Source organism: Paraburkholderia sp. BR10882, assembly GCF_040948855.1.
Taxonomy (GTDB): Bacteria; Pseudomonadota; Gammaproteobacteria; order Burkholderiales; family Burkholderiaceae; genus Paraburkholderia; species Paraburkholderia nodosa_A.
Genome location: NZ_JBFPKP010000023.1, coordinates 1 through 18,699 on the forward strand (window position 1 = coordinate 1; position 18,699 = coordinate 18,699).

Annotated in this window: 23 protein-coding genes and 1 tRNA gene; 1 reads left to right on the plus strand and 23 read right to left on the minus strand. The window is 64.2% G+C overall.

The genetic code is table 11. From position 1 onward, the window contains the following. Nucleotides 1–80: 80 nt before the first annotated feature. The 7 genes from AB3X99_RS34920 to AB3X99_RS34950 form a co-directional block, all read right to left on the minus strand. Nucleotides 81–156, minus strand: a tRNA-Thr gene (locus AB3X99_RS34920). 18 nt (nt 157–174) lie between these two features. Further along, nucleotides 175–681: a ClpXP protease specificity-enhancing factor gene (locus AB3X99_RS34925; RefSeq protein WP_069268268.1), complete on the minus strand. Its 507-nt coding sequence runs from the start codon at nt 679–681 to the stop codon at nt 175–177. Nucleotides 682–760: 79 nt separating this feature from the next. Beyond that, nucleotides 761–1,372, minus strand: a complete 612-nt coding sequence (locus tag AB3X99_RS34930; protein WP_027797364.1) for a glutathione S-transferase N-terminal domain-containing protein — start codon at nt 1,370–1,372, stop codon at nt 761–763. Nucleotides 1,373–1,486: 114 nt separating this feature from the next. After that, nucleotides 1,487–2,287 carry a cytochrome c1 gene (locus tag AB3X99_RS34935; protein ID WP_083245573.1) on the minus strand — a complete coding sequence of 267 codons (801 nt, stop codon included), beginning with the start codon at nt 2,285–2,287 and terminating at the stop codon, nt 1,487–1,489. Nucleotides 2,288–2,305: 18 nt separating this feature from the next. Continuing rightward, nucleotides 2,306–3,706 carry a cytochrome bc complex cytochrome b subunit gene (locus AB3X99_RS34940; RefSeq protein ID WP_342949839.1) on the minus strand — a complete coding sequence of 467 codons (1,401 nt, stop codon included), beginning with the start codon at nt 3,704–3,706 and terminating at the stop codon, nt 2,306–2,308. Then, the gene (gene petA, locus AB3X99_RS34945; protein ID WP_069268266.1) at nt 3,706–4,326 is read right to left on the minus strand and encodes a ubiquinol-cytochrome c reductase iron-sulfur subunit; all 621 of its coding nucleotides are present in this window, start codon (nt 4,324–4,326) and stop codon (nt 3,706–3,708) included. Before petA ends, AB3X99_RS34940 begins: the two co-directional genes overlap by 1 nt. 237 nt (nt 4,327–4,563) lie before the next feature. Further along, nucleotides 4,564–5,310 (minus strand): Nif3-like dinuclear metal center hexameric protein, encoded by a 747-nt coding sequence (locus AB3X99_RS34950; RefSeq protein ID WP_368619591.1) that lies wholly within the window; start codon nt 5,308–5,310, stop codon nt 4,564–4,566. A gap of 19 nt (nt 5,311–5,329) precedes the next feature. Here AB3X99_RS34950 and AB3X99_RS34955 point away from each other — a divergent pair, with 19 nt between their 5' ends. Beyond that, nucleotides 5,330–6,544, plus strand: coding sequence for a Do family serine endopeptidase (locus AB3X99_RS34955; RefSeq protein ID WP_069268264.1), 1,215 nt, complete (start codon nt 5,330–5,332; stop codon nt 6,542–6,544). 128 nt (nt 6,545–6,672) lie between these two features. On the opposite strand, the gene tatC is transcribed toward AB3X99_RS34955, so the two are convergent. From tatC to AB3X99_RS35035, 16 genes are all read right to left on the minus strand, one after another. Next, nucleotides 6,673–7,455: a twin-arginine translocase subunit TatC gene (tatC, locus tag AB3X99_RS34960; RefSeq protein WP_069268263.1), complete on the minus strand. Its 783-nt coding sequence runs from the start codon at nt 7,453–7,455 to the stop codon at nt 6,673–6,675. Between the two features lie 45 nt (nt 7,456–7,500). Beyond that, the gene (gene tatB, locus AB3X99_RS34965; protein ID WP_368619592.1) at nt 7,501–8,061 is read right to left on the minus strand and encodes a Sec-independent protein translocase protein TatB; all 561 of its coding nucleotides are present in this window, start codon (nt 8,059–8,061) and stop codon (nt 7,501–7,503) included. A 97-nt stretch (nt 8,062–8,158) separates the two neighbouring features. Continuing rightward, a complete protein-coding gene (tatA, locus tag AB3X99_RS34970; RefSeq protein WP_069268261.1) occupies nt 8,159–8,401 on the minus strand; it encodes a Sec-independent protein translocase subunit TatA in 243 nt (80 codons plus the stop codon). Between the two features lie 160 nt (nt 8,402–8,561). Continuing rightward, a complete protein-coding gene (locus AB3X99_RS34975) occupies nt 8,562–8,930 on the minus strand; it encodes a histidine triad nucleotide-binding protein (protein ID WP_069268260.1) in 369 nt (122 codons plus the stop codon). A 42-nt stretch (nt 8,931–8,972) separates the two neighbouring features. Then, nucleotides 8,973–9,365, minus strand: coding sequence for a hypothetical protein (locus AB3X99_RS34980; RefSeq protein ID WP_069268283.1), 393 nt, complete (start codon nt 9,363–9,365; stop codon nt 8,973–8,975). 44 nt (nt 9,366–9,409) lie between these two features. Then, nucleotides 9,410–9,778 (minus strand): phosphoribosyl-ATP diphosphatase, encoded by a 369-nt coding sequence (locus tag AB3X99_RS34985; protein ID WP_069268259.1) that lies wholly within the window; start codon nt 9,776–9,778, stop codon nt 9,410–9,412. Next, nucleotides 9,775–10,212: a phosphoribosyl-AMP cyclohydrolase gene (gene hisI / locus AB3X99_RS34990; RefSeq protein WP_069268258.1), complete on the minus strand. Its 438-nt coding sequence runs from the start codon at nt 10,210–10,212 to the stop codon at nt 9,775–9,777. The genes AB3X99_RS34985 and hisI overlap by 4 nt, the downstream gene beginning before the upstream one ends. A 4-nt stretch (nt 10,213–10,216) precedes the next feature. Then, on the minus strand, nt 10,217–10,990 hold the full coding sequence (gene hisF / locus AB3X99_RS34995; RefSeq protein WP_342924273.1) for an imidazole glycerol phosphate synthase subunit HisF: 774 nt from the start codon (nt 10,988–10,990) through the stop codon (nt 10,217–10,219). Nucleotides 10,991–11,212: 222 nt separating this feature from the next. After that, nucleotides 11,213–11,965 carry a 1-(5-phosphoribosyl)-5-[(5-phosphoribosylamino)methylideneamino]imidazole-4-carboxamide isomerase gene (gene hisA, locus AB3X99_RS35000; protein ID WP_069268257.1) on the minus strand — a complete coding sequence of 251 codons (753 nt, stop codon included), beginning with the start codon at nt 11,963–11,965 and terminating at the stop codon, nt 11,213–11,215. Nucleotides 11,966–12,139: 174 nt separating this feature from the next. Then, a complete protein-coding gene (gene hisH / locus AB3X99_RS35005) occupies nt 12,140–12,781 on the minus strand; it encodes an imidazole glycerol phosphate synthase subunit HisH (RefSeq protein WP_069268256.1) in 642 nt (213 codons plus the stop codon). A 258-nt stretch (nt 12,782–13,039) separates the two neighbouring features. Then, nucleotides 13,040–13,627: an imidazoleglycerol-phosphate dehydratase HisB gene (hisB, locus tag AB3X99_RS35010; RefSeq protein WP_028218451.1), complete on the minus strand. Its 588-nt coding sequence runs from the start codon at nt 13,625–13,627 to the stop codon at nt 13,040–13,042. A gap of 54 nt (nt 13,628–13,681) precedes the next feature. Beyond that, nucleotides 13,682–14,758, minus strand: coding sequence for a histidinol-phosphate transaminase (gene hisC, locus AB3X99_RS35015; RefSeq protein WP_069268255.1), 1,077 nt, complete (start codon nt 14,756–14,758; stop codon nt 13,682–13,684). Between the two features lie 209 nt (nt 14,759–14,967). Then, the gene (hisD, locus tag AB3X99_RS35020) at nt 14,968–16,287 is read right to left on the minus strand and encodes a histidinol dehydrogenase (RefSeq protein WP_069268254.1); all 1,320 of its coding nucleotides are present in this window, start codon (nt 16,285–16,287) and stop codon (nt 14,968–14,970) included. 98 nt (nt 16,288–16,385) lie between these two features. Next, entirely contained in the window at nt 16,386–17,084 is a 699-nt protein-coding gene (gene hisG, locus AB3X99_RS35025) for an ATP phosphoribosyltransferase (protein WP_069268253.1), read from the minus strand. Beyond that, nucleotides 17,081–18,343: a UDP-N-acetylglucosamine 1-carboxyvinyltransferase gene (gene murA / locus AB3X99_RS35030; protein ID WP_069268252.1), complete on the minus strand. Its 1,263-nt coding sequence runs from the start codon at nt 18,341–18,343 to the stop codon at nt 17,081–17,083. Before murA ends, hisG begins: the two co-directional genes overlap by 4 nt. A 108-nt stretch (nt 18,344–18,451) precedes the next feature. After that, nucleotides 18,452–18,691, minus strand: a complete 240-nt coding sequence (locus AB3X99_RS35035; RefSeq protein WP_028206568.1) for a BolA family protein — start codon at nt 18,689–18,691, stop codon at nt 18,452–18,454. Nucleotides 18,692–18,699: the final 8 nt, after the last annotated feature.

Below are 18,699 nucleotides of genomic sequence, written 5' to 3' on the forward strand. Positions count from 1 at the left end.
TTGATGAATTTTGGAAACGCGGAGGGTGTTTTGGAAACGGCAAGGGGCTACGCAAACATCGCGTAACCCCTTGCTGTGTATGGTGCCGGCTGCAGGACTCGAACCCGCCACCTGATGATTACAAATCAACTGCTCTACCAGATGAGCTAAGCCGGCGTAGCCCGCCATTCTACTTCATTTAACGATCTTGAGGTGGCCCTTGCCGCCCTTGTTGCCGCCATCGTCATCTTTGTCGGCGGCGCGCGTCGCGACCGGCGCGAGCGGCGCGGCGGGCTCCTCGGCAGGTTCGTCGCGCACTGCAGGCGCCTCATGTGCTTCGGCTTCTTCGTGGTCCTCGGAGGACAGCACGTCGTCGGCGTCGCCGGGCGGCGACTCGACTGGGAACGCCATGCCCTGACCGTTCTCGCGGGCGTAGATCGCGAGCACGTTCGACACCGGCACCTCGATCTTGTGCGACTTGCCCGAGAAGCGCGCGTGGAACTCGATCATCTCGTTGCCCATCTGCAGCTGGCTCGTCGCCTCGAAGCTGATGTTCAGCACGATCTCGCCGTCACGCACGAACTGACGCGGCACGCGTGTGCGGTTATCGACCCGCACCGCGATGTGCGGCGTGAAGCCGTTGTCCGTGCACCACTCGTACAGCGCGCGCAGCAAATACGGCTTGGTGGAAATCTCTTGCATCAACAATCCTTTCACGAGGCGGCGTCCACACCCACGCTGTGTACGCCGCCTCTGTTACCTGCAACTGCCAGGATACTGCTTAACGGCGCATGACCTTTTCAGACGGCGTCAGCGCTTCGATATACGCCGGACGGCTGAAAATGCGCTCGGCATACTTCATGAGCGGCGCGGCATTCTTCGACAGCTCGATGCCGTAGTGGTCGAGGCGCCACAGCAGCGGCGCGATGGCGACGTCGAGCATCGAGAACTCTTCGCCCAGCATGTACTTGTTCTTCAGGAAGATCGGCGCGAGCTGCGTGAGGCGGTCGCGGATCGCGAGGCGCGCCTTCTCGTGGTTCTTCTCGGCGGCCTTGCCCTTCTCGTTTTCGAGCGTGCTCACGTGCACGAACAGTTCCTTCTCGAAGTTGAGCAGGAACAAACGCGCGCGGGCACGCTGGACCGGGTCGGCCGGCATCAGCTGCGGATGCGGGAAGCGCTCGTCGATATACTCGTTGATGATGTTCGACTCGTACAGAATCAGGTCGCGCTCGACCAGAATCGGCACCTGACCGTACGGATTCATCACGGCGATGTCTTCCGGTTTGTTGAACAGGTCGACGTCGCGGATTTCGAAGTCCATGCCCTTTTCGAACAACACCAGCCGGCAGCGCTGGGAGAACGGGCAGGTAGTGCCGGAGTACAGAACCATCATGATTTACATTTCCTCAATAAACCCAAAAGGCCAGCGGGCGAAAAAACCGTCTGACGGTCCCTGAACCGTCAGACGGCATCTCGTCGCACCGGCCCCACGTCGGTCAGGACGTGCCTATTTGATATCTTTCCAGTACGCGGCGTTCAATCGCCACGCGAAAAAGCTCAAGACGCCGAGGAACAAGAGCACCCACACGCCAAGCTGCCTGCGGGTTTTCTGCTCGGGTTCGGCCATCCAGCCGAGGTAGGCCACCAGGTCGGCCACGTCGGCATCATAATCCACCGGCGAGAGCGTTCCCGGCGTGACCTGCTGGAACCCGGCAAAGCGACGGACCTTTTCCCCGGTTTCCTCGTCCGTCGTGTCCTCGAACTTCGCCGTGCGGATGCCCTGCAACTGCCACAGCACGTGCGGCATGCTCACGTTTTCGAACACCAGATTGTTCCAGCCAGTCGGCCGCGTATCGTCGCGGTAGAAGCTGCGCAGGTACGTGTACAGCCAGTCGCGCCCTTTCGCCCGCGCTTCCACGGAGAGGTCCGGCGGCGCTACGCCGAACCACGCCTTCGCGTCGTCCGGGCGCATCGCGATGGACATCGTGTTGCCGACCTTGTCGGTCGTAAACAACAGATTATCTTCGATTTGCTTCTGCGGAATGCCGAGAACCTGCAACCGGCTATAGCGCATCAAGTTCGCACTATGGCAATTCAGACAATAGTTTACAAACAATTTGGCGCCGTGTTGCAGCGAAGCAAGATTTTCGCCGTTATCGGGAGCGCGGTCGAGCGGAATGTTTTCCTGCGCCGCGACAGATCCGACCCCAAAGACGCATGAGAACGCCAGCGCGGCCAAGCCGGCCCGGACGCCGGCAGCCCGTATGCTCACCTTCGCGAGCGTCGAAAAAAGAGAACGTTTCGTCATATCTTCCTCGCTCGTCAGTTAATGGGGCTTGAACCGCACGCGCTCGGGCGGCTGCTTGAAAGTGCCAAGCGGCGTCCAGAACGGCATGCCGAGGAAGAAAGCGAAGTAGACGAGCGCGCAGATCTGGGCGATCAGCGTGGCCGCCGGCGATGGCGGCTTCGTGCCGAGGAACGCGAGCGTCAGGAACGCCAGCACGAAGATGCCGAGAAATACCTTGTGGAAGAACGGCCGGTAACGGATCGACTTCACCGGCGAGCGGTCGAGCCACGGCAGGAAGAAGAGCGAGATCACCGCCGTGCCCATCACCACCACGCCCCAGAACTTCGACTCGGTGAAGTACATGGCGAGGATCACGAGCACCGCCAGCACCGGCAGCCCGGCGCGCCATTTGCCGCGGGCGCGCACGAGCGCGAGTAGCCCGAGCAGCGCGATCACGACCATCAGCACGATCTTGAATGGGTCGGTCGTGGCGCGCAGCATCGCGTAGAACGCCGTGAAGTACCAGACCGGCGCGATTTCGGGCGGCGTTTGCAGCGGGTTGGCCGGCACGAAGTTGTTCGACTCGAGGAAGTAGCCGCCCATCTCCGGCGCGAAGAACACGATCGCCGCGAAAATCATCAGGAAGATGCACACGCCCATGAAGTCGTGCACCGAGTAATACGGATGGAACGGGATGCCGTCGAGCGGAACGCCGTTCGCGTCCTTCTTCGCCTTGATCTCGATGCCGTCGGGGTTGTTCGAGCCCACTTCGTGCAACGCGATGATGTGACAGATCACGAGCCCGACGAGCACCAGTGGAATGGCGATCACGTGGAACGCGAAGAAGCGGTTGAGCGTGACGTCCGACACCACGTAGTCGCCGCGAATCCACAGCGAGAGGTCCGGGCCGATGAAGGGAATCGCCGAGAACAGGTTCACGATCACCTGCGCGCCCCAGAACGACATCTGGCCCCAGGGCAGCAGGTAGCCGAAGAACGCCTCGGCCATCAGGCACAGGAAGATCGCGCAGCCGAAGATCCACACGAGTTCGCGCGGCTTGCGGTACGAGCCGTAAAGCAGCCCGCGGAACATGTGCAGGTACACGACCACGAAGAACATCGAAGCGCCCGTGGAGTGCATGTAGCGGATGAGCCAGCCCCACGGCACCTCGCGCATGATGTACTCGACCGATGCGAACGCGAGCGTCGCATCGGGCTTGTAATTCATGGTGAGGAAAATACCAGTGATGATCTGGTTCACCAGCACGAGCAGCGCGAGCGAGCCGAAGAAGTACCAGAAGTTGAAGTTCTTCGGCGCGTAGTACTCAGAAGCGTGAGCGCGCCAGCTCGCCGTCATCGGAAAACGCTTATCGATCCAGCCCTGCAGGCCGGAAGATGCGCCGGTCGTTTCCACCACGTCCTTTTCGGTTCCCGTCGCCATCACGCTTCTCCTTTTTCGTCCTTGCCGATCACGATCTGCGTCGGGGACGCGAACATGTAGCGGGGAATGTCGAGGTTTTGCGGCGCCGGCTTGTTCTTGAACACGCGACCGGAGAGATCGTAGGTGGAGCCGTGGCACGGGCACAGGAAGCCGCCCGGCCAGCTGTCGGGCAGGTTCGGCTGCGGGCCTTCCTGGAAGCGCGCCGTCGGCGTGCAGCCCAGATGGGTGCAGACGGCCACCGCCACGAGAATGTTCTGATGCTCGGCGCGCGAACGGAATTCGTTCATGCAGTACTCCGGCATCGGCATCGAGAACGGGTGCTCGGAGTTCGGGTCGGCCAGATCGGGATCGGCCTTCTTCACGTCGGCCATCATGCGATCCGTGCGATTCAGGATCCACACGGGCTTGCCGCGCCAGGCGACGGTCATCATCGAGCCGGGCTGCAGATTCGTGATATCGGCTTCGACGGGCGCGCCGGCGGCGCGGGCTTTTTCGGATGGTGCAAAGGACCCTACGAAAGGTACGACAGTGGCCACGCCTCCAATGCCACCTGCTACGGACGTCGCAATCAGCCAGGTTCGGCGGCTGCCATCGACGCGGTCATTCTCGTTGTCTCGCATCACATCGCCCCACTTCTGAGTTGGATTTTTCCGTCACGCCAGCTTACCCGCGGTGCTGCCGAACGCTAGTTTGCTCGAATGGAGTTGGCATTTACAAGGGGCGCTCTCGAAAAAGCCTCGGAAGTCCTTGATATCTCGGGGTTTTCCCGCAGAAAAGAGGGCCACTTTCTTTTCAGTTTGTAAATGCCTCATGAATAAAACGATGCTGCGCCACGACAATTTGCGCCGAATACGCAATCAAACGGGATTGTCGATATCGATGAAAAGATGCTCGATGTCGAAGGCTTCCGAGAGGTGCGCGCCCACCGCCTGCACGCCGAAGCGCTCGGTCGCGTGGTGGCCCGCGGCGAGGAACGCAACACCGCTTTCCGCGGAGGTGTGCGTGGTCGGCTCGGAGATCTCGCCGGTGAGGAAGACGTCGGCGCCAGCGTCGATCGCCGCGTCGAAGAGACTTTGCGCCGCGCCCGTGCACCAGGCCACACGGCGCAGTTGCCAGTCGGGGTCGCCGAGCACGAGCGGCGTGCGGCCGAGCGTCTGCTCGACCTCGGCGGTAAAGTGCGCGAGTGTGATCGGCATGGGCAGCGTGGCCATCCAGCCAAGATCCTGGTCGCCGAAGCGTTGTTCGCCGATCCAGCCGAACCGGGCGCCCAACTGCGCGTTGTTGCCGAGTTCGGGATGGCTGTCGAGTGGCAGATGGTAGGCGAACAGGTTGATGTCGTTCGCGAGCAGCGTCTTCAGGCGACGGTACTTGCGGCCCGTAATTTGCGGTGCTTCGTTCTTCCAGAAATAACCGTGATGCACGAGCACCGCGTCGGCGCCCCACTCGAGCGCGGCTTCGAGAAACGCGAGCGAGGCGGTCACGCCCGTGGCGATCTTCTCCACGCGCCGCCGCCCTTCGACCTGCAGTCCATTGGGGCAGTAGTCCTTGAACCGCGCGGATTCCAGAAGATTGTTCAGATACAATTCCAGTTCGATCCGATCCATATAATCCTCTAATCTTCAGATGCTTAGACGCTTTTGGCTGTTCTTCGCCCAGGCGGTGACGGTCCTGCTGGCGTTGATGTTCATCATCGCCACGCTCAAACCGCAGTGGCTGCAGCACCAGGGGCAGTTCGGCAAGCAGCTTGCCGAACCGATCGTCGCACTGCGGGAAGTGGCGCCAGGCATCGGTGGAGGCGCCGCCCAGGGCTCCTATGCGGACGCCGCCCAGAAGGCCATGCCCGCGGTTGTCAACGTGTTCTCGAGCAAGGATGGGTCGCTGCCGCCCGACCCTCGCCAGAACGATCCGCTATTTCGCTATTTCTTCGGCGATCGCAACAAAAACCAGAAGCAGCAGGAGCAGCCTGCCGCCAACCTCGGTTCGGGCGTCATTGTCAGTCCGGACGGTTACATTCTAACGAACCAGCACGTAATCGACGGCGCGGACCAGATCGAAATCGCGCTTTCCGACGGCCGCACCACCAACGCCAAAGTGATCGGCATCGACCCGGAAACGGATCTCGCGGTGCTCAAGATCAATCTGCCGAACCTGCCCACCATCACGCTCGGCCGCATGGATCAGACGCGCGTGGGCGACGTCGTGCTCGCCATCGGCAATCCGTTCGGCGTGGGCCAGACGGTCACGATGGGCATCATCAGCGCGCTGGGCCGCAATCACCTCGGCATCAACACGTTCGAGAATTTCATTCAGACCGATGCGCCGATCAATCCGGGCAACTCGGGCGGCGCGCTCGTCGACGTGAACGGCAACCTGCTCGGCATCAACACCGCCATCTACTCTCGCTCGGGCGGCTCGCTCGGCATCGGCTTCGCGATTCCCGTTTCCACGGCGCGCAGCGTACTGGAGAGCATCATCACCTCGGGCTCGGTCACGCGCGGCTGGATCGGCGTGGAGCCACAGGACGTGACGCCGGAGATCGCCGACTCGTTCGGGCTGAAGGAGAAGTCGGGCGCGATCGTCGCGGGCGTGCTGCAGGGCGGCCCCGCCGACAAGGCCGGCATCAAGCCGGGCGACGTCCTGACCTCGGTGAACGGTGAGGCCATCACCGACACCACGCGCCTTTTGAACGTCATCGCGCAAATCAAACCGGGCAGCGACGCGAAGGTCCACCTCGTGCGCAAGAACAAGGACATGGATCTCGACGTACTGATCGGCAAGCGCCCGCCGCCGCCGAAGCAGCCGGCTCAGGAAGACGGCGAAGGCGACGACGGCGGTTGATATCTCAACGCAGGCGGGGCATCGCGCCCTGCCCGCGTCCGGACTCGCAACCGGAAAACGAAAAGGCCGCGAACGTGGGTTCGCGGCCTTTTGCTTTCCTGCGGCTTTCCTCCGCCAGGCCCGCGGGGCTAGCCCGCCGCCTGACTCTCGTCCGCGGGCTTCTTCTCGCCCGTGCCGATGAAGATGCGCGCCGCGATGATGCCCGCCTCGTAGAGGAGGATGAGCGGCAGCGCGAGGATGAGCTGCGAGAACACGTCCGGCGGCGTCACCACGGCTGCGACGATGAACGCGCCGACGATCACGTAGGGCCGGATCTGCTTGAGCTTCTTCACGGTGACCACGCCCATGCGCACGAGCAGCACGACGATGATCGGCACCTCGAAGGTCACGCCGAACGCAATGAACATGGTGAGCACGAAGCTCAGGTAATTGTCGATGTCGGTCGTCATCTCCGCGCCGAGCGGCGCGTTGTAGTGCGCCATCACGCGGAAGATGGTCGGGAACACCACGAAATACGCGAACGCCATGCCGCACAGGAAGAGCGTGTAGCTGCTTGCCACGAGCGGCGCGACGAGCTTCTTTTCATGCTGGTAGAGGCCTGGGGCGACGAACGCCCAGATCTGGTAGAGCACGACCGGCAGCGCGATCACGAACGCCACGAGCATCGTGACCTTCATGGGCACGAAGAACGAGCCGGTCACGTCGGTGACGATCATCTTGCCGTCACGCGGCAGGTTCTGCATGAGCGGACGCGCGAGCAGCCGGAATATGTCGGGCGCCCAGTAGACGAGCCCGACGAACACGACGATCACGGCAACGCCTGCGCGAATGATGCGGTCGCGCAGTTCGACGAGATGGGAAATGAAGGTCTCTTCGGAGCCTTCTTCCAGTTTTTGCTGGGGGTCGCTCACACCGGCCCTCTGTTGGAAATAGTCGTGCGCAAAGGCGGATCCGCGTCAGAAGAACCGCGTGGGCCGGCGCAGGCTCGCCGGCGTGTGCTGCGCCACGCGTGCAGCACCCGATTGCACCCGCGTGCGGCGCAGCGTGGCGCGTTTGTACCAGACCGGCGCGGCGCTCTGCTTCATGCGCCAGTTCTTGCGTTTCGCGCCGCTTGCGCCCGCGTTGCCGGAGCGCCATCCCGATTGCGTGGCGACGGCATCCGCGGCATTGGCGGCAGCGCCTTCCAGGCTGGCAGATTCCGCGCCGCCTGCAATGCTCGGCGACACCGAGGTGCCCGCGTTCCACGCGTCGTTCAACTCGGTTTCATGCTTGCGCAGATTGTCCTGAACGTTCTTCTCGACGTTCTGCGCCGCCGTTTCGAACTCGGTCTTCATGCGGCGCAACTCGTCGAGTTCGATCTCGCGCGTGACTTCTGCCTTGACGTCGTTGATATAGCGCTGCGCGCGACCGAACAGCGCGCCGGCCGTGCGTGCGACCCGCGGCAGCCGCTCCGGCCCGAGAACGACCAGCGCGACGACGCCGATCAGCGCCATCTTGGTTAAACCGAGATCGAGCATGAATGGAGTTTTCCGTCAGCCTTGGCTGCCTTAATGGAAACGAACGGGAAACATGCGGAAAAACTTGTGGCGGCGAAAAAGGCGGCCGCCACGCGTTTTAGCGGAAGTCGTTCGAGCGCTGCGTCTTGTCCTTGGCTTCGACGTCGACTGCACCGCCGTCGGCCGGGAGTTCGCGCTTTTGCGTGTCGGCGCCGGCGCCTTCGTTCTCGCGCATGCCTTCCTTGAAACCCTTCACCGCACCGCCCAGATCGCTACCGATATTGCGCAGCTTCTTGGTGCCGAAGACGAGCGCAACGATCAACAAGACGATCAGCCAGTGCCAGATGCTCAACGAACCCATGATTGACTCTCTCCTTAACCCCGCCGCCGCGCGAGGTGCGCGACGCGATAAATTGTGCCTGTTCGATGTTGCATGGTCGTGGCGTGCGACCCTTTAGCGCGACGCTTTAGTGAGAACCACGCCATCCGTCATTTATACCGACTTTCCCCGCCGCCGGCACTCAGCCCATGCGGTGCCACGGACGCGGCCCAGCCAGCAAATGCGCGTGCAGATGGTAGACCTCCTGCCCGCCGCCCGGCCCCGTATTCACCACCGTGCGAAACCCGGTTTCGCCACCCGTGTACGAGACGCCCAGCTCTTTGGCCAGCCGTGCGACCAATACAAACATTCTACCAAGCAGCGGTGCGTCGTTTTCACCGCAATCGGCAAGGGTGGAAATATGTTGGCGCGGAATCACGAGGACGTGAGTTTCGGCTGCAGGCCGGATGTCGCGGAAGGCGACGAACTCTTCGTCCTCGTACACGCGCGTGCTGGGAATGTGGCCGTCGGCGATCTTGCAGAAGAGACAGGTGCTGCGGTCGTGACTCATGGCGCTCCTGGTGAGCAAAACCGCACGCGCGCCCGAAAGCCCTCAGAACCAGGCGCGCGGGTTGTGCAGCGGCTTGTTGTCGTACAAGTAAAGCCAGCCTTTGATGATACGGTACAACGTCCAGATTGCGACAGCCCACAAAATCGGAATGCCGACCAGCACGAAGATGAGCACACCGCCGATCAGATGGCCGGCCAGCCCGAGCCAGAACGTGCGGATTTGCCACGTGAAGTGCTGCTCATAAGGCGTGCCGAGCGATTCGTCGCGTTTGAGGTAATTCAGGATGATGGCCACCAGCACCGAAATGCCGCCGGTCAGCCAGTAGACCGCATAGAGCGCGTACAGCACGTGCGTGAAAGTCCGCAGGCTGCGCAAACGGTCCGCGTCGACGCCGTTGCGGTACGAAGGGGGCGGGTAATCGCCGGACGTGGACATGTCGTTCATCTCCCTCTGTGGAGCGCTGTGCGCAGCGTTGGGCCTCAGTCGCCGTTCTCTTCGCGCTCGCGGCTTTTGCGCAGCGCTTTTTCCTCGAGACCCGAAAGGCCTTCGCGGCGTTCGAGTTCCGCGAGCACGTCGGCGGGACTCAGATCGAAGTGCGAGAGCGTGACGAGGCAATGGAACCACAGGTCGGCCATCTCGCCGACCAGCGCCTTGCGTGCACCGCCCTGGCGCACGTCCTTCGCGGCAAGCACGACCTCGGTCGCCTCTTCGCCGACCTTCTTGAGCACCGCGTCGTCGCCCTTGTGAAAGAGGCGTGCGACGTAGGAGGCGTCCGGGTCGCCGCCCTTGCGGCTGTCGATCACCGCCGCGAGGCGCAGCAAGGTGTCGTTGGTATTCAGTTGCGTCATTTGTAGATGTGTTCGGGGTCTTTCAGCACCGGGTCGACGGCGACCCAGCGGCCTTCGTCGACGGTGCCTTCGAATTGCTGGAAAAAGCACGAGTGGCGGCCCGTGTGGCACGCAATACCCGAGACCTGCTCGATCTTGAGCAGCACGACGTCTTCGTCGCAGTCGAGGCGGATGTCGCTCACGTGCTGCACATGGCCGGACTCCTCACCCTTGAACCAAAGGCGCTGGCGCGAGCGGGAGAAGTACACGGCGCGGCGCAGCTCGACCGTCCTGGCGAGCGCTTCGCGGTTCATCCACGCGAACATCAGCACGTCGCCGGTGGTCGCTTCCTGCGCGATCACGGGCACGAGGCCGTTGGCGTCCCAGTTGACCTTGTCGAGCCAGTTGGCGTTGGCAAGGTCGTTGTCGGGTTTGCCGGTTTGAGTGTGGCTCATCGCGTTACATCCTCACCGAAATGCCCTGGTCGGCCATGAAGCGCTTTGCCTCGCCCACCGTGTGCTCGCCATAGTGGAAAATGCTCGCGGCCAGCACGGCGTCGGCACGGCCCTTGACGATACCGTCCGCGAGATCCTGCAGGCCGCCCACGCCGCCCGAGGCGATCACGGGAATCGGCACCGCGTCGGACACCGCACACGTGAGGTCGAGGTCGAAGCCGCTCTTCGTGCCGTCGCGGTCCATGCTCGTGAGCAGGATTTCGCCCGCGCCCAGTTCCGCCATCTTGCGCGCCCATTCCACGGCGTCGATGCCCGTGGCCTTGCGCCCGCCGTGCGTGAACACTTCCCAGCGCGCGGGTTCGCCCGGCGCCGACGTTCGCTTCGCGTCGATGGCGACGACGATGCACTGCGAGCCGTATTTGTCGGCGGAATCGCGCACGAGTTGCGGATTGGCGACCGCCGACGAGTTCATGCTGACCTTGTCGGCACCGGCGTTGAGCAGGCGCCGCACGTCCGCCACGGCGCGCACGCCGCCGCCCACGGTGAGCGGAATGAAGACCTGCGAAGCCACCGCCTCGATGATCGGCAGGATCAGGTCGCGCTGGTCGGAGGTCGCGGTGATGTCGAGGAACGTGAGTTCGTCGGCGCCCTGGTCGTCGTAGCGGCGCGCGATTTCGACGGGGTCGCCCGCGTCGCGCAGTTCGACGAAATTGACGCCCTTGACGACGCGCCCGGCGGTCACGTCGAGGCAGGGGATGATGCGTTTGGGTAGAGCCATGATCTTGCCGAAGTTGCCAGTCGGTGTGTGTGCGGCGAGCACCTTTCGCGAGAAGGCTGCCGGCCCCGATTCGGGCGTGGCGCGCAGCCCATTGTCGCGCGCTTTGCACCGTGCCTTGCGCCCTGAGGCGAAATTATCCCGCGCGAGCGCCAGTCCCCTTGGAGATGGCGGCGCAGCGCCAAAACAAAAGGCCTCCAGTGACGGAGGCCGGCATTCGACGCTTTACGCGTCGTCCGATTCGCGCAGGCTGTCTGCACGCGTTTGCGCGGCAGCGAAATCGAGGTCGCCCGAGTAGATCGCGCGGCCGCAGATCACGCCTTCCACGCCTTCGTCCTCGACTTCGCACAGTGCGTCGATATCGCCGAGGTTGGAAAGCCCGCCACTCGCGATGATCGGAATCTTCACCGCGCGCGCGAGGCGCACCGTCGCTTCGATGTTGATGCCCTGGAGCATGCCGTCCCGGCCGATGTCGGTGTAGATGATCGACTCGACGCCGTAGTCCTCGAACTTGCGCGCGAGATCGACGACTTCGTGACCGGTGAGCTTGCTCCAGCCGTCGGTCGCGACCTTGCCGTCTTTCGCGTCGAGGCCCACGATGATATGGCCCCCGAATGCGGTGCACGCTTCCTGGAGAAAGCCCGGATTCTTGACGGCGGCGGTGCCGATGATCACATAGGACAGGCCGTCGTCGAGGTAACGCTCGATGGTGTCGAGGTCGCGGATGCCGCCGCCGAGCTGCACGGGAATCTCGTCGCCGACTTCGCGGATGATCTCGCGAATCGCGTCTTCGTTCTTCGGCTTGCCGGCGAACGCGCCGTTGAGGTCGACGAGGTGCAGGCGCCGCGCTCCGCGCTCGACCCAGTGTCGGGCCATAGCCGCCGGTTCCTCGGAGAAAATCGTCGCCTGGTCCATATCGCCTTGTTTGAGGCGCACGCAGTGACCGTCTTTGAGATCGATGGCCGGAATCAGCAGCATAGCTTCGGGTGTGTCTGGGAATGGGGTTGAAGTCTGCAGCGCCGGCGGAAAAAAGGCCCGATCCGACGCCGTTTCGCTAGTTTAGTACAACTCTTTCGGCGGCCTTGCTAACGCAAATCTAATGCCGCGGCGCGCGTGCGCGAAGGCGGCTGTGAGCGTCAGCGCCGCAGGAAATCAGGGGTTCCAGTGGACGAAGTTGCGGTAGACGCGCAAACCCGCAGCGGCGCTCTTTTCCGGGTGGAATTGGGTGGCGAAGATGTTATCCCGCGCCACTGCCGAGGTAAAGGCCGCGCCGTACGGCGTTTCGCCTACGGTGTGCGACGCATCCGCCGGAACCACATAGTAGCTGTGCACGAAGTAGAAGAAGCTTTCGTCGGGCACACCGTCCCACAGGGCGTGCGCGCGTGCCTGACGCACGCGGTTCCAGCCCATTTGCGGGACCTTGAAGCGCGAGCCGTCGTCCTGCAGCTGGCCTTCCAGATCGAAGCGCACGACCTTGCCGGGCAGCAGGCCCAGGCCCTTCGTGCCGCCTTCCGCGCTCCAGTCGAACAGCATCTGCTCGCCCACGCACACGCCCATGAGCGGCTTCGTGCGCGAGGCTTCGAGCACCGCGTCCTGCAGGCCCGACTCGGCGAGGCTGCGCATGCAGTCGGGCATCGCACCCTGCCCCGGCAGCACCACGCGGTCGGCAGCACGGATCGCCTCGGGACGCTCGACGATGGCCACGTCGGCTTCCGGCGCGGCCTGCCTCAGCGCCTGGGCCACCGAACGCAGGTTGCCCATTCCATAATCAACAATCGCAATTGAAGTTTTCATCTCGAATCCGGCCTGCTCAAAAGGCCTTGCCCTTGGCTGTGTGGACGCATGTGCGCCGCGATGTGCCCTGATCTGCCTTCGAAGCCGTCAATGTACGCCAGTCGGCGCGTGCGAGCCCATAAGCCGAATGGCTAATGTGGCGCGCACGCCGCATGTGGGCGACGGCCCCGGCGCGGCGCGCTGGAGGTCCTGCCCCAGGCATGCGCCCGGCACAGTGCGCGTAGCGCGGCCGGCCTTCTGGTCGGTGAAAGGCGTCGCCTAGAGGCTGCCCTTCGTCGACGGAATCTTGCCCGCCTGACGTTCGTCCAGTTCGGCCGCCTGGCGCAGCGCGCGGCCGAATGCCTTAAACACGGTTTCCATCTGATGGTGCGCGTTGAGGCCGCGCAGATTGTCGATGTGCAGCGTCACGCCTGCGTGGTTCACGAAGCCGCGGAAAAATTCGATCGACAGGTCGACGTCGAACGTGCCGATGCGCGCGCGCGTGAACGGCACGTGGAATTCGAGGCCCGGTCGGCCCGAGAAGTCGATCACGACGCGCGAGAGCGCTTCGTCGAGCGGCACATAGGCGTGGCCGTAGCGGCGAATGCCCTTCTTGTCGCCGATGGCCTGCGCCACCGCCTGGCCGAGCGTGATGCCGACGTCTTCCACCGTGTGGTGGTCGTCGATATGCGTGTCGCCATGCGCCTCGACCTCGAGATCGATCAGACCGTGTCGTGCGATCTGGTCGAGCATGTGGTCGAGAAACGGCACGCCGGTCGCGAGCTTTTGCTCGCCGGTGCCGTCCAGATTGAGTTTCACGCGGATTTGCGTTTCGCTGGTGTTGCGAACGACTTGCGCGACGCGCATGGCAATATCCTTCAAACAGCCCGTAACAGGAGAGTGGGAGAACGAAGCATCGGCCTAACGGAGCACGAGCTTCAGGGCGGCGAGCAATTGCGCGTTTTCGTCGGGGGTGCCAACGGTCAGGCGCACGCAGTTCGCAAGCAATGGGTGCATTTTACCCACGTTTTTGATCAGAATCCGGGCAGACAGCAGCGTGTCGAAAACGGCCGCCGCGTCGGGCACGCGCACGAGCAGGAAATTGCCCGCGCTTTCGAACACCTCGGCGCCCGGCAGCTTCGCGACTTCGGCGGCCAGCGTCGCACGTTGCGCGCGCAATTCGGCGGCCTGCGCATCGAGCACGTCCACATGATCGAGCAGCAGATCCGCCGCCGCTTGCGTGAGGACGTTCACGTTGTAGGGCGGACGCACCTTGTCGAATTCGTTGAGCCACGAGGGACGCCCGGCCAGATAGCCGAGGCGGATGCCCGCGAGCCCGAGCTTCGACATCGTGCGCATCACGACCACGTTGTCGAACTCGCCCGCGCGCGGCATCCAGCTTTGCATCGCGAACGGCTGGTAGGCCTCGTCGATCACCACGAGGCTCTTCGCTTCTTTCGCCGCCGCGATCACGCGCTCGATGTCGGCGTCGTCGAACAGCGTGCCCGTGGGGTTGTTCGGGTAGGCCAGCCAGATCACCGCAGGCGTGTGCTCAGCAATGGCCGCGAGCGTCGCTTCGAGGTCGAGCGTGAAGTCGCTCTTGAGCGGCACGCCGACGAATTCCAGCTGCGCGAGCTTCGCCGACATCGCGTACATGACGAAGCCCGGCACCGGCGCGAGCACCTTCGCGCCCGGCTTCGCGCACGCCATGGTGATCATGCTGATGATCTCGTCCGAGCCGTTGCCGAGCAGCACGTCGCAGTCCGCGGGCACGCGCATCGTCTCTTTGAGCTTCGCGATCAGCGCCTCGGGGCGCGGCGCAGGATAGCGGTTGAGCGCGACCGCCGCGAGGCGTTCGCCCAGAAGCGCTGCGAGGTCGGCGGGCAGGGCAAACGGGTTCTCCATGGCGTCGAGCTTCACGAAACCGGAAGCGTCGGGCACGGGGTAACTCGTCATCGCGAGCACGTCGCGACGGATGATGTCTTGTGGTGTCGTCATGTCGAAAGGCGGCTCGCGAAAGCGGGGCCGCCGGCACGGGCAGCTCGGCAAGCCGGCTGCCCTGGTTATCGTCGTGGTCTCTGCTGCGTGCGGGTCAAACTGAAGGCCAACTGCTGCGCCCCGCGCACTCGCGGGACTTGCTGCCGCGCAACGTCTCCATGCTGCGCGGCGGCGCATTCAACCGGCTTCTGCCAGTTGCGAGGCGTGCCTTACACCTGCTTCATGCGGAATTCGGCACTGCGCGCGTGGGCTTGCAGGCCTTCGCCGTAGGCCAGCTCGGCCGCGATCTCGCCGAGCGTTTGCGCGCCTTCCGCGCTCACCTCGATGAGGCTCGAACGCTTGATGAAATCATAGACGCCAAGCGGCGACGAGAAACGTGCGGTACGAGACGTAGGCAGCACGTGATTCGGCCCCGCGCAGTAGTCGCCGAGGCTCTCGCTCGTGTAGCGGCCAAGGAAAATCGCGCCCGCGTGGCGGATTTCGGCGCCCCACTTCTGCGGCTCCAGCGCCGAGATCTCGAGGTGCTCCGGCGCGATCTCGTTGGCGATGGCGCAGGCCTCGGCCATGTCGCGCACCTTCACGAGCGCGCCGCGGTTCGTGAGCGACGTGGCGATGACTTCGGCGCGCGGCATGGCGGGCAGCAGCTCGTCGATGGCGTCTTCCACGCGTTTGATGAAGCTCTCATCCGGGCACAGCAGGATGGATTGCGCGAGCTCGTCGTGCTCGGCCTGCGAGAACAGGTCCATGGCCACCCAGCGCGGATCGGTCGTGCCGTCGCAAATCACGAGGATTTCCGAGGGGCCCGCGATCATGTCGATGCCGACCGTGCCGAACACGCGGCGCTTGGCCGACGCGACATAGGCGTTGCCCGGGCCGCAGATCTTGTCGACGGCGGGGATCGTATCCGTGCCGTAGGCGAGCGCCGCCACGGCCTGCGCACCGCCGATCGTGAACACGCGATCGACGCCGCCGAGCAGCGCCGCCGCCAGCACGAGCGGGTTCTTCACGCCGTCCGGCGTGGGCACGACCATGATGATTTCGCGTACGCCCGCGACCCGCGCGGGAATGGCGTTCATCAGCACGGACGACGGATACGCGGCCTTGCCGCCGGGCACATAAAGGCCCACGCGGTCGAGCGGCGTGACCTTCTGGCCGAGCACCGTGCCGTCGGATTCGGTGTACTGCCAGCTATGCGAGCCGCACTCGATGCGCTGCTTCTCGTGGTAGCCGCGCACGCGCGCCGCCGCGGCTTCGAGCGCCGCGCGCTGCTTGGGCTCGAGGCTCTCCAGCGCCGCTTCGAGTTCGCTGAACGGCAGTTCGAGCGCCGCGACGCTCGGGGCGGCAAGGCGGTCGAAGCGGTTCGTGTAGTCGAGCACGGCGGCGTCGCCGCGCGCCTTGACGTCGGCGAGAATCTGCGCGACGGAGCGCTCGATGGCCTCGTCCTCGCTCGCCTCGAAGGCGAGCACCGCGTGCAGCGCCTTTTTGAAGCCTTCGGCGCCGGAATCGAGTTTGCGCATCGTGATAGCCATGCTGGTATCCATCCGTTACGTTTGTGCGCGCCGCGCCGTTTGAGGCGCACTGCGCGCGAGGCGGCGCGTCATTGCGCCTGCCCTTTGCTTCTACCCGGTCAGCTCGCCTGCGTGCCGCGCGACGCGCGTTCGAACGCGTCGATGATCGGCCGCAGCGCGGCGCGCTTGAGCTTGAGCGCCGCCTGATTCACGACGAGGCGCGAGGAGATCTCCATGATCTCCTCGACCTCGACCAGATTGTTCGCGCGCAGCGTGCCGCCCGTGCTGACGAGGTCGACGATCGCGTCGGCGAGGCCCACGAGCGGCGCGAGTTCCATCGAGCCGTACAGCTTGATGAGGTCGACGTGCACGCCCTTGGCCGCGAAGTGCTGGCGCGCGGCTTCCGTGTACTTGGTCGCCACGCGCAGGCGCGCGCCCTGGCGCACCGCGTTCGCGTAGTCGAAGCCGCCCTTCACGGCCACCGAAAGACGGCAGCGCGCGATGTCGAGATCGATCGGCTGATACAGGCCGCCGCCGCCGTGCTCGTTGAGCACGTCCTTGCCCGCCACGCCGAAGTCCGCGGCGCCGTACTCCACGTAGGTGGGCACGTCGGTCGCGCGCACGATGATCACGCGCAGGTTCGGGTCGGTCGTCGGCAGAATGAGCTTGCGCGAGGTTTCCGGGTCTTCCGTCACATGCACGCCGGCCGCCGCGAGCAGCGGCATCGTCTCTTCGAAGATGCGGCCCTTCGAGAGCGCAAGCGTGAGCGGCGCGCTGGCCGCGGCCGCCGGCGTGGGCCTCGACTCGACCGTGCTCATTGCGCGCTCCCCTTGATCCGCTTCACGTTCGCGCCGATCTTCGTGAGCTTCTCTTCCATGCGGTCGTAGCCGCGGTCGAGGTGATAGATGCGGTCGATCAGCGTTTCGCCGTCCGCGCACAGGCCCGCGATCACGAGGCTCGCCGAGGCGCGCAGGTCGGTTGCCATCACCTTCGCACCCGAGAGCTTCTCGACACCGGCGACGAGCGCCGTCTTGCCGTCGATCGTGATGTGGGCGCCCAGGCGATTGAGTTCCTGCACGTGCATGAAGCGGTTTTCGAAGATGTTTTCGACCACTTGCGAGGTGCCGTCCGCGATCGTGTTGAGCGCCATGAACTGCGCCTGCATGTCGGTCGGGAACGCCGGATATTCGGAGGTGCGCACGTTTACGGCGCGCGCGCGCTCGTGCATGCGCACGCGCATCCAGTCGTCGCCTTCTTCGATCGTCACGCCCGCTTCGCGCAGCTTGTCGGTGACGGCGTCGAGGATGTGCGGACGCACGTGGCGCAGCGTGACGTCGCCCCCCGCGGCCGCGACCGCGCACAGGAACGTGCCCGCTTCGATACGGTCCGGAATGACGGTGTGGTGCGCGCCGTGGAGCTTGTCCACGCCTTGAATGACGAGGCGGTCGGTGCCGATGCCTTCGATCTTCGCGCCCATCGCCACGAGCAGGTGCGCGAGGTCGCCCACTTCGGGCTCGCGCGCGGCGTTCTCGATCACCGTTTCGCCATCGGCGAGTACGGCGGCCATCAGCAGGTTTTCCGTGCCGGTGACCGTGATCATGTCGGTGACGATGCGCGCGCCCTTCAAGCGCTTCGCGCGCGCCTCGATGAAGCCGTGCTCGATGTTGATCTCGGCGCCCATCGCCTGCAGGCCCTTGATGTGCTGATCCACGGGGCGCGCGCCGATCGCGCAGCCGCCCGGCAGCGACACCTTCGCCTCGCCGAAGCGCGCGACGAGCGGCCCGAGCACGAGGATCGACGCGCGCATGGTCTTCACGAGCTCGTACGGCGCCACGAGATTGTTGACCTTCGAGGCGTCGAGCTGCACGCGCGCGCCGTTCTGCTCGGTACGCACGCCCATCTGGCCGAGCAGCTTGAGCGTGGTGCGCACGTCCTGAAGGTCGGGCACGTTGTCCAGATGAACGGGTTCCGCGCTCAGAAGGCCCGCGCAGAGAATGGGCAGCGCCGCATTCTTTGCACCGGAAACAGCCACTTCCCCTGCGAGCTTCTGCCCGCCGACGATGACGAGTTTATCCATGCCTGAGGTTTCCTGATCGGTGCGGCCGGTTTGCAGGGTCGCTTGGTGTTGAGCTGCGCCGCTCGCGGCGGCGTCTTTGTCCTGGGTAATTCGCACTGAGATTCCAGATTATGCGTTCTGCCATTCGGCGGGCGTGAGCGTCTTCATGCTGAGCGCGTGGATTTCCTCGCGCATGCGGTCGCCGAGCGCCGCGTAGACGAGCTGATGGCGCTGGATCAAGCGCTTGCCGTCGAATGCTGAGGAGACGATCGTCGCGAAGAAGTGCTGGCCATCGCCTTCGACTTCGAGGTGCTCGCACGCGAGCCCTGCCGAGATGTACTGCTTGATCTGTTCCGGAGTCGGCAACATGAGTATGG

Excerpts from the sequence above, each read along its gene's own strand:
- hisB (WP_028218451.1), bottom strand. The coding sequence starts at position 13,627 with ATGCGCGTCGCGCAAGTCGTTCGCAACACCAGCGAAACGCAAATCCGC.
- petA (WP_069268266.1), bottom strand. The coding sequence starts at position 4,326 with ATGCGAGACAACGAGAATGACCGCGTCGATGGCAGCCGCCGAACCTGG.
- hisG (WP_069268253.1), bottom strand. The coding sequence starts at position 17,084 with ATGAGCACGGTCGAGTCGAGGCCCACGCCGGCGGCCGCGGCCAGCGCG.
- tatA (WP_069268261.1), bottom strand. The coding sequence starts at position 8,401 with ATGGGTTCGTTGAGCATCTGGCACTGGCTGATCGTCTTGTTGATCGTT.
- AB3X99_RS34925 (WP_069268268.1), bottom strand. The coding sequence starts at position 681 with ATGCAAGAGATTTCCACCAAGCCGTATTTGCTGCGCGCGCTGTACGAG.
- AB3X99_RS34940 (WP_342949839.1), bottom strand. The coding sequence starts at position 3,706 with ATGGCGACGGGAACCGAAAAGGACGTGGTGGAAACGACCGGCGCATCT.
- AB3X99_RS34980 (WP_069268283.1), bottom strand. The coding sequence starts at position 9,365 with ATGTCCACGTCCGGCGATTACCCGCCCCCTTCGTACCGCAACGGCGTC.
- murA (WP_069268252.1), bottom strand. The coding sequence starts at position 18,343 with ATGGATAAACTCGTCATCGTCGGCGGGCAGAAGCTCGCAGGGGAAGTG.
- AB3X99_RS34985 (WP_069268259.1), bottom strand. The coding sequence starts at position 9,778 with ATGACGCAACTGAATACCAACGACACCTTGCTGCGCCTCGCGGCGGTG.
- AB3X99_RS34935 (WP_083245573.1), bottom strand. The coding sequence starts at position 2,287 with ATGACGAAACGTTCTCTTTTTTCGACGCTCGCGAAGGTGAGCATACGG.
- hisI (WP_069268258.1), bottom strand. The coding sequence starts at position 10,212 with ATGAGCCACACTCAAACCGGCAAACCCGACAACGACCTTGCCAACGCC.
- hisF (WP_342924273.1), bottom strand. The coding sequence starts at position 10,990 with ATGGCTCTACCCAAACGCATCATCCCCTGCCTCGACGTGACCGCCGGG.
- tatB (WP_368619592.1), bottom strand. The coding sequence starts at position 8,061 with ATGCTCGATCTCGGTTTAACCAAGATGGCGCTGATCGGCGTCGTCGCG.
- AB3X99_RS34955 (WP_069268264.1), top strand. The coding sequence starts at position 5,330 with ATGCTTAGACGCTTTTGGCTGTTCTTCGCCCAGGCGGTGACGGTCCTG.
- AB3X99_RS35035 (WP_028206568.1), bottom strand. The coding sequence starts at position 18,691 with ATGTTGCCGACTCCGGAACAGATCAAGCAGTACATCTCGGCAGGGCTC.
- AB3X99_RS34975 (WP_069268260.1), bottom strand. The coding sequence starts at position 8,930 with ATGAGTCACGACCGCAGCACCTGTCTCTTCTGCAAGATCGCCGACGGC.
- hisC (WP_069268255.1), bottom strand. The coding sequence starts at position 14,758 with ATGACGACACCACAAGACATCATCCGTCGCGACGTGCTCGCGATGACG.
- hisA (WP_069268257.1), bottom strand. The coding sequence starts at position 11,965 with ATGCTGCTGATTCCGGCCATCGATCTCAAAGACGGTCACTGCGTGCGC.
- hisH (WP_069268256.1), bottom strand. The coding sequence starts at position 12,781 with ATGAAAACTTCAATTGCGATTGTTGATTATGGAATGGGCAACCTGCGT.
- AB3X99_RS34950 (WP_368619591.1), bottom strand. The coding sequence starts at position 5,310 with ATGGATCGGATCGAACTGGAATTGTATCTGAACAATCTTCTGGAATCC.
- hisD (WP_069268254.1), bottom strand. The coding sequence starts at position 16,287 with ATGGCTATCACGATGCGCAAACTCGATTCCGGCGCCGAAGGCTTCAAA.
- AB3X99_RS34930 (WP_027797364.1), bottom strand. The coding sequence starts at position 1,372 with ATGATGGTTCTGTACTCCGGCACTACCTGCCCGTTCTCCCAGCGCTGC.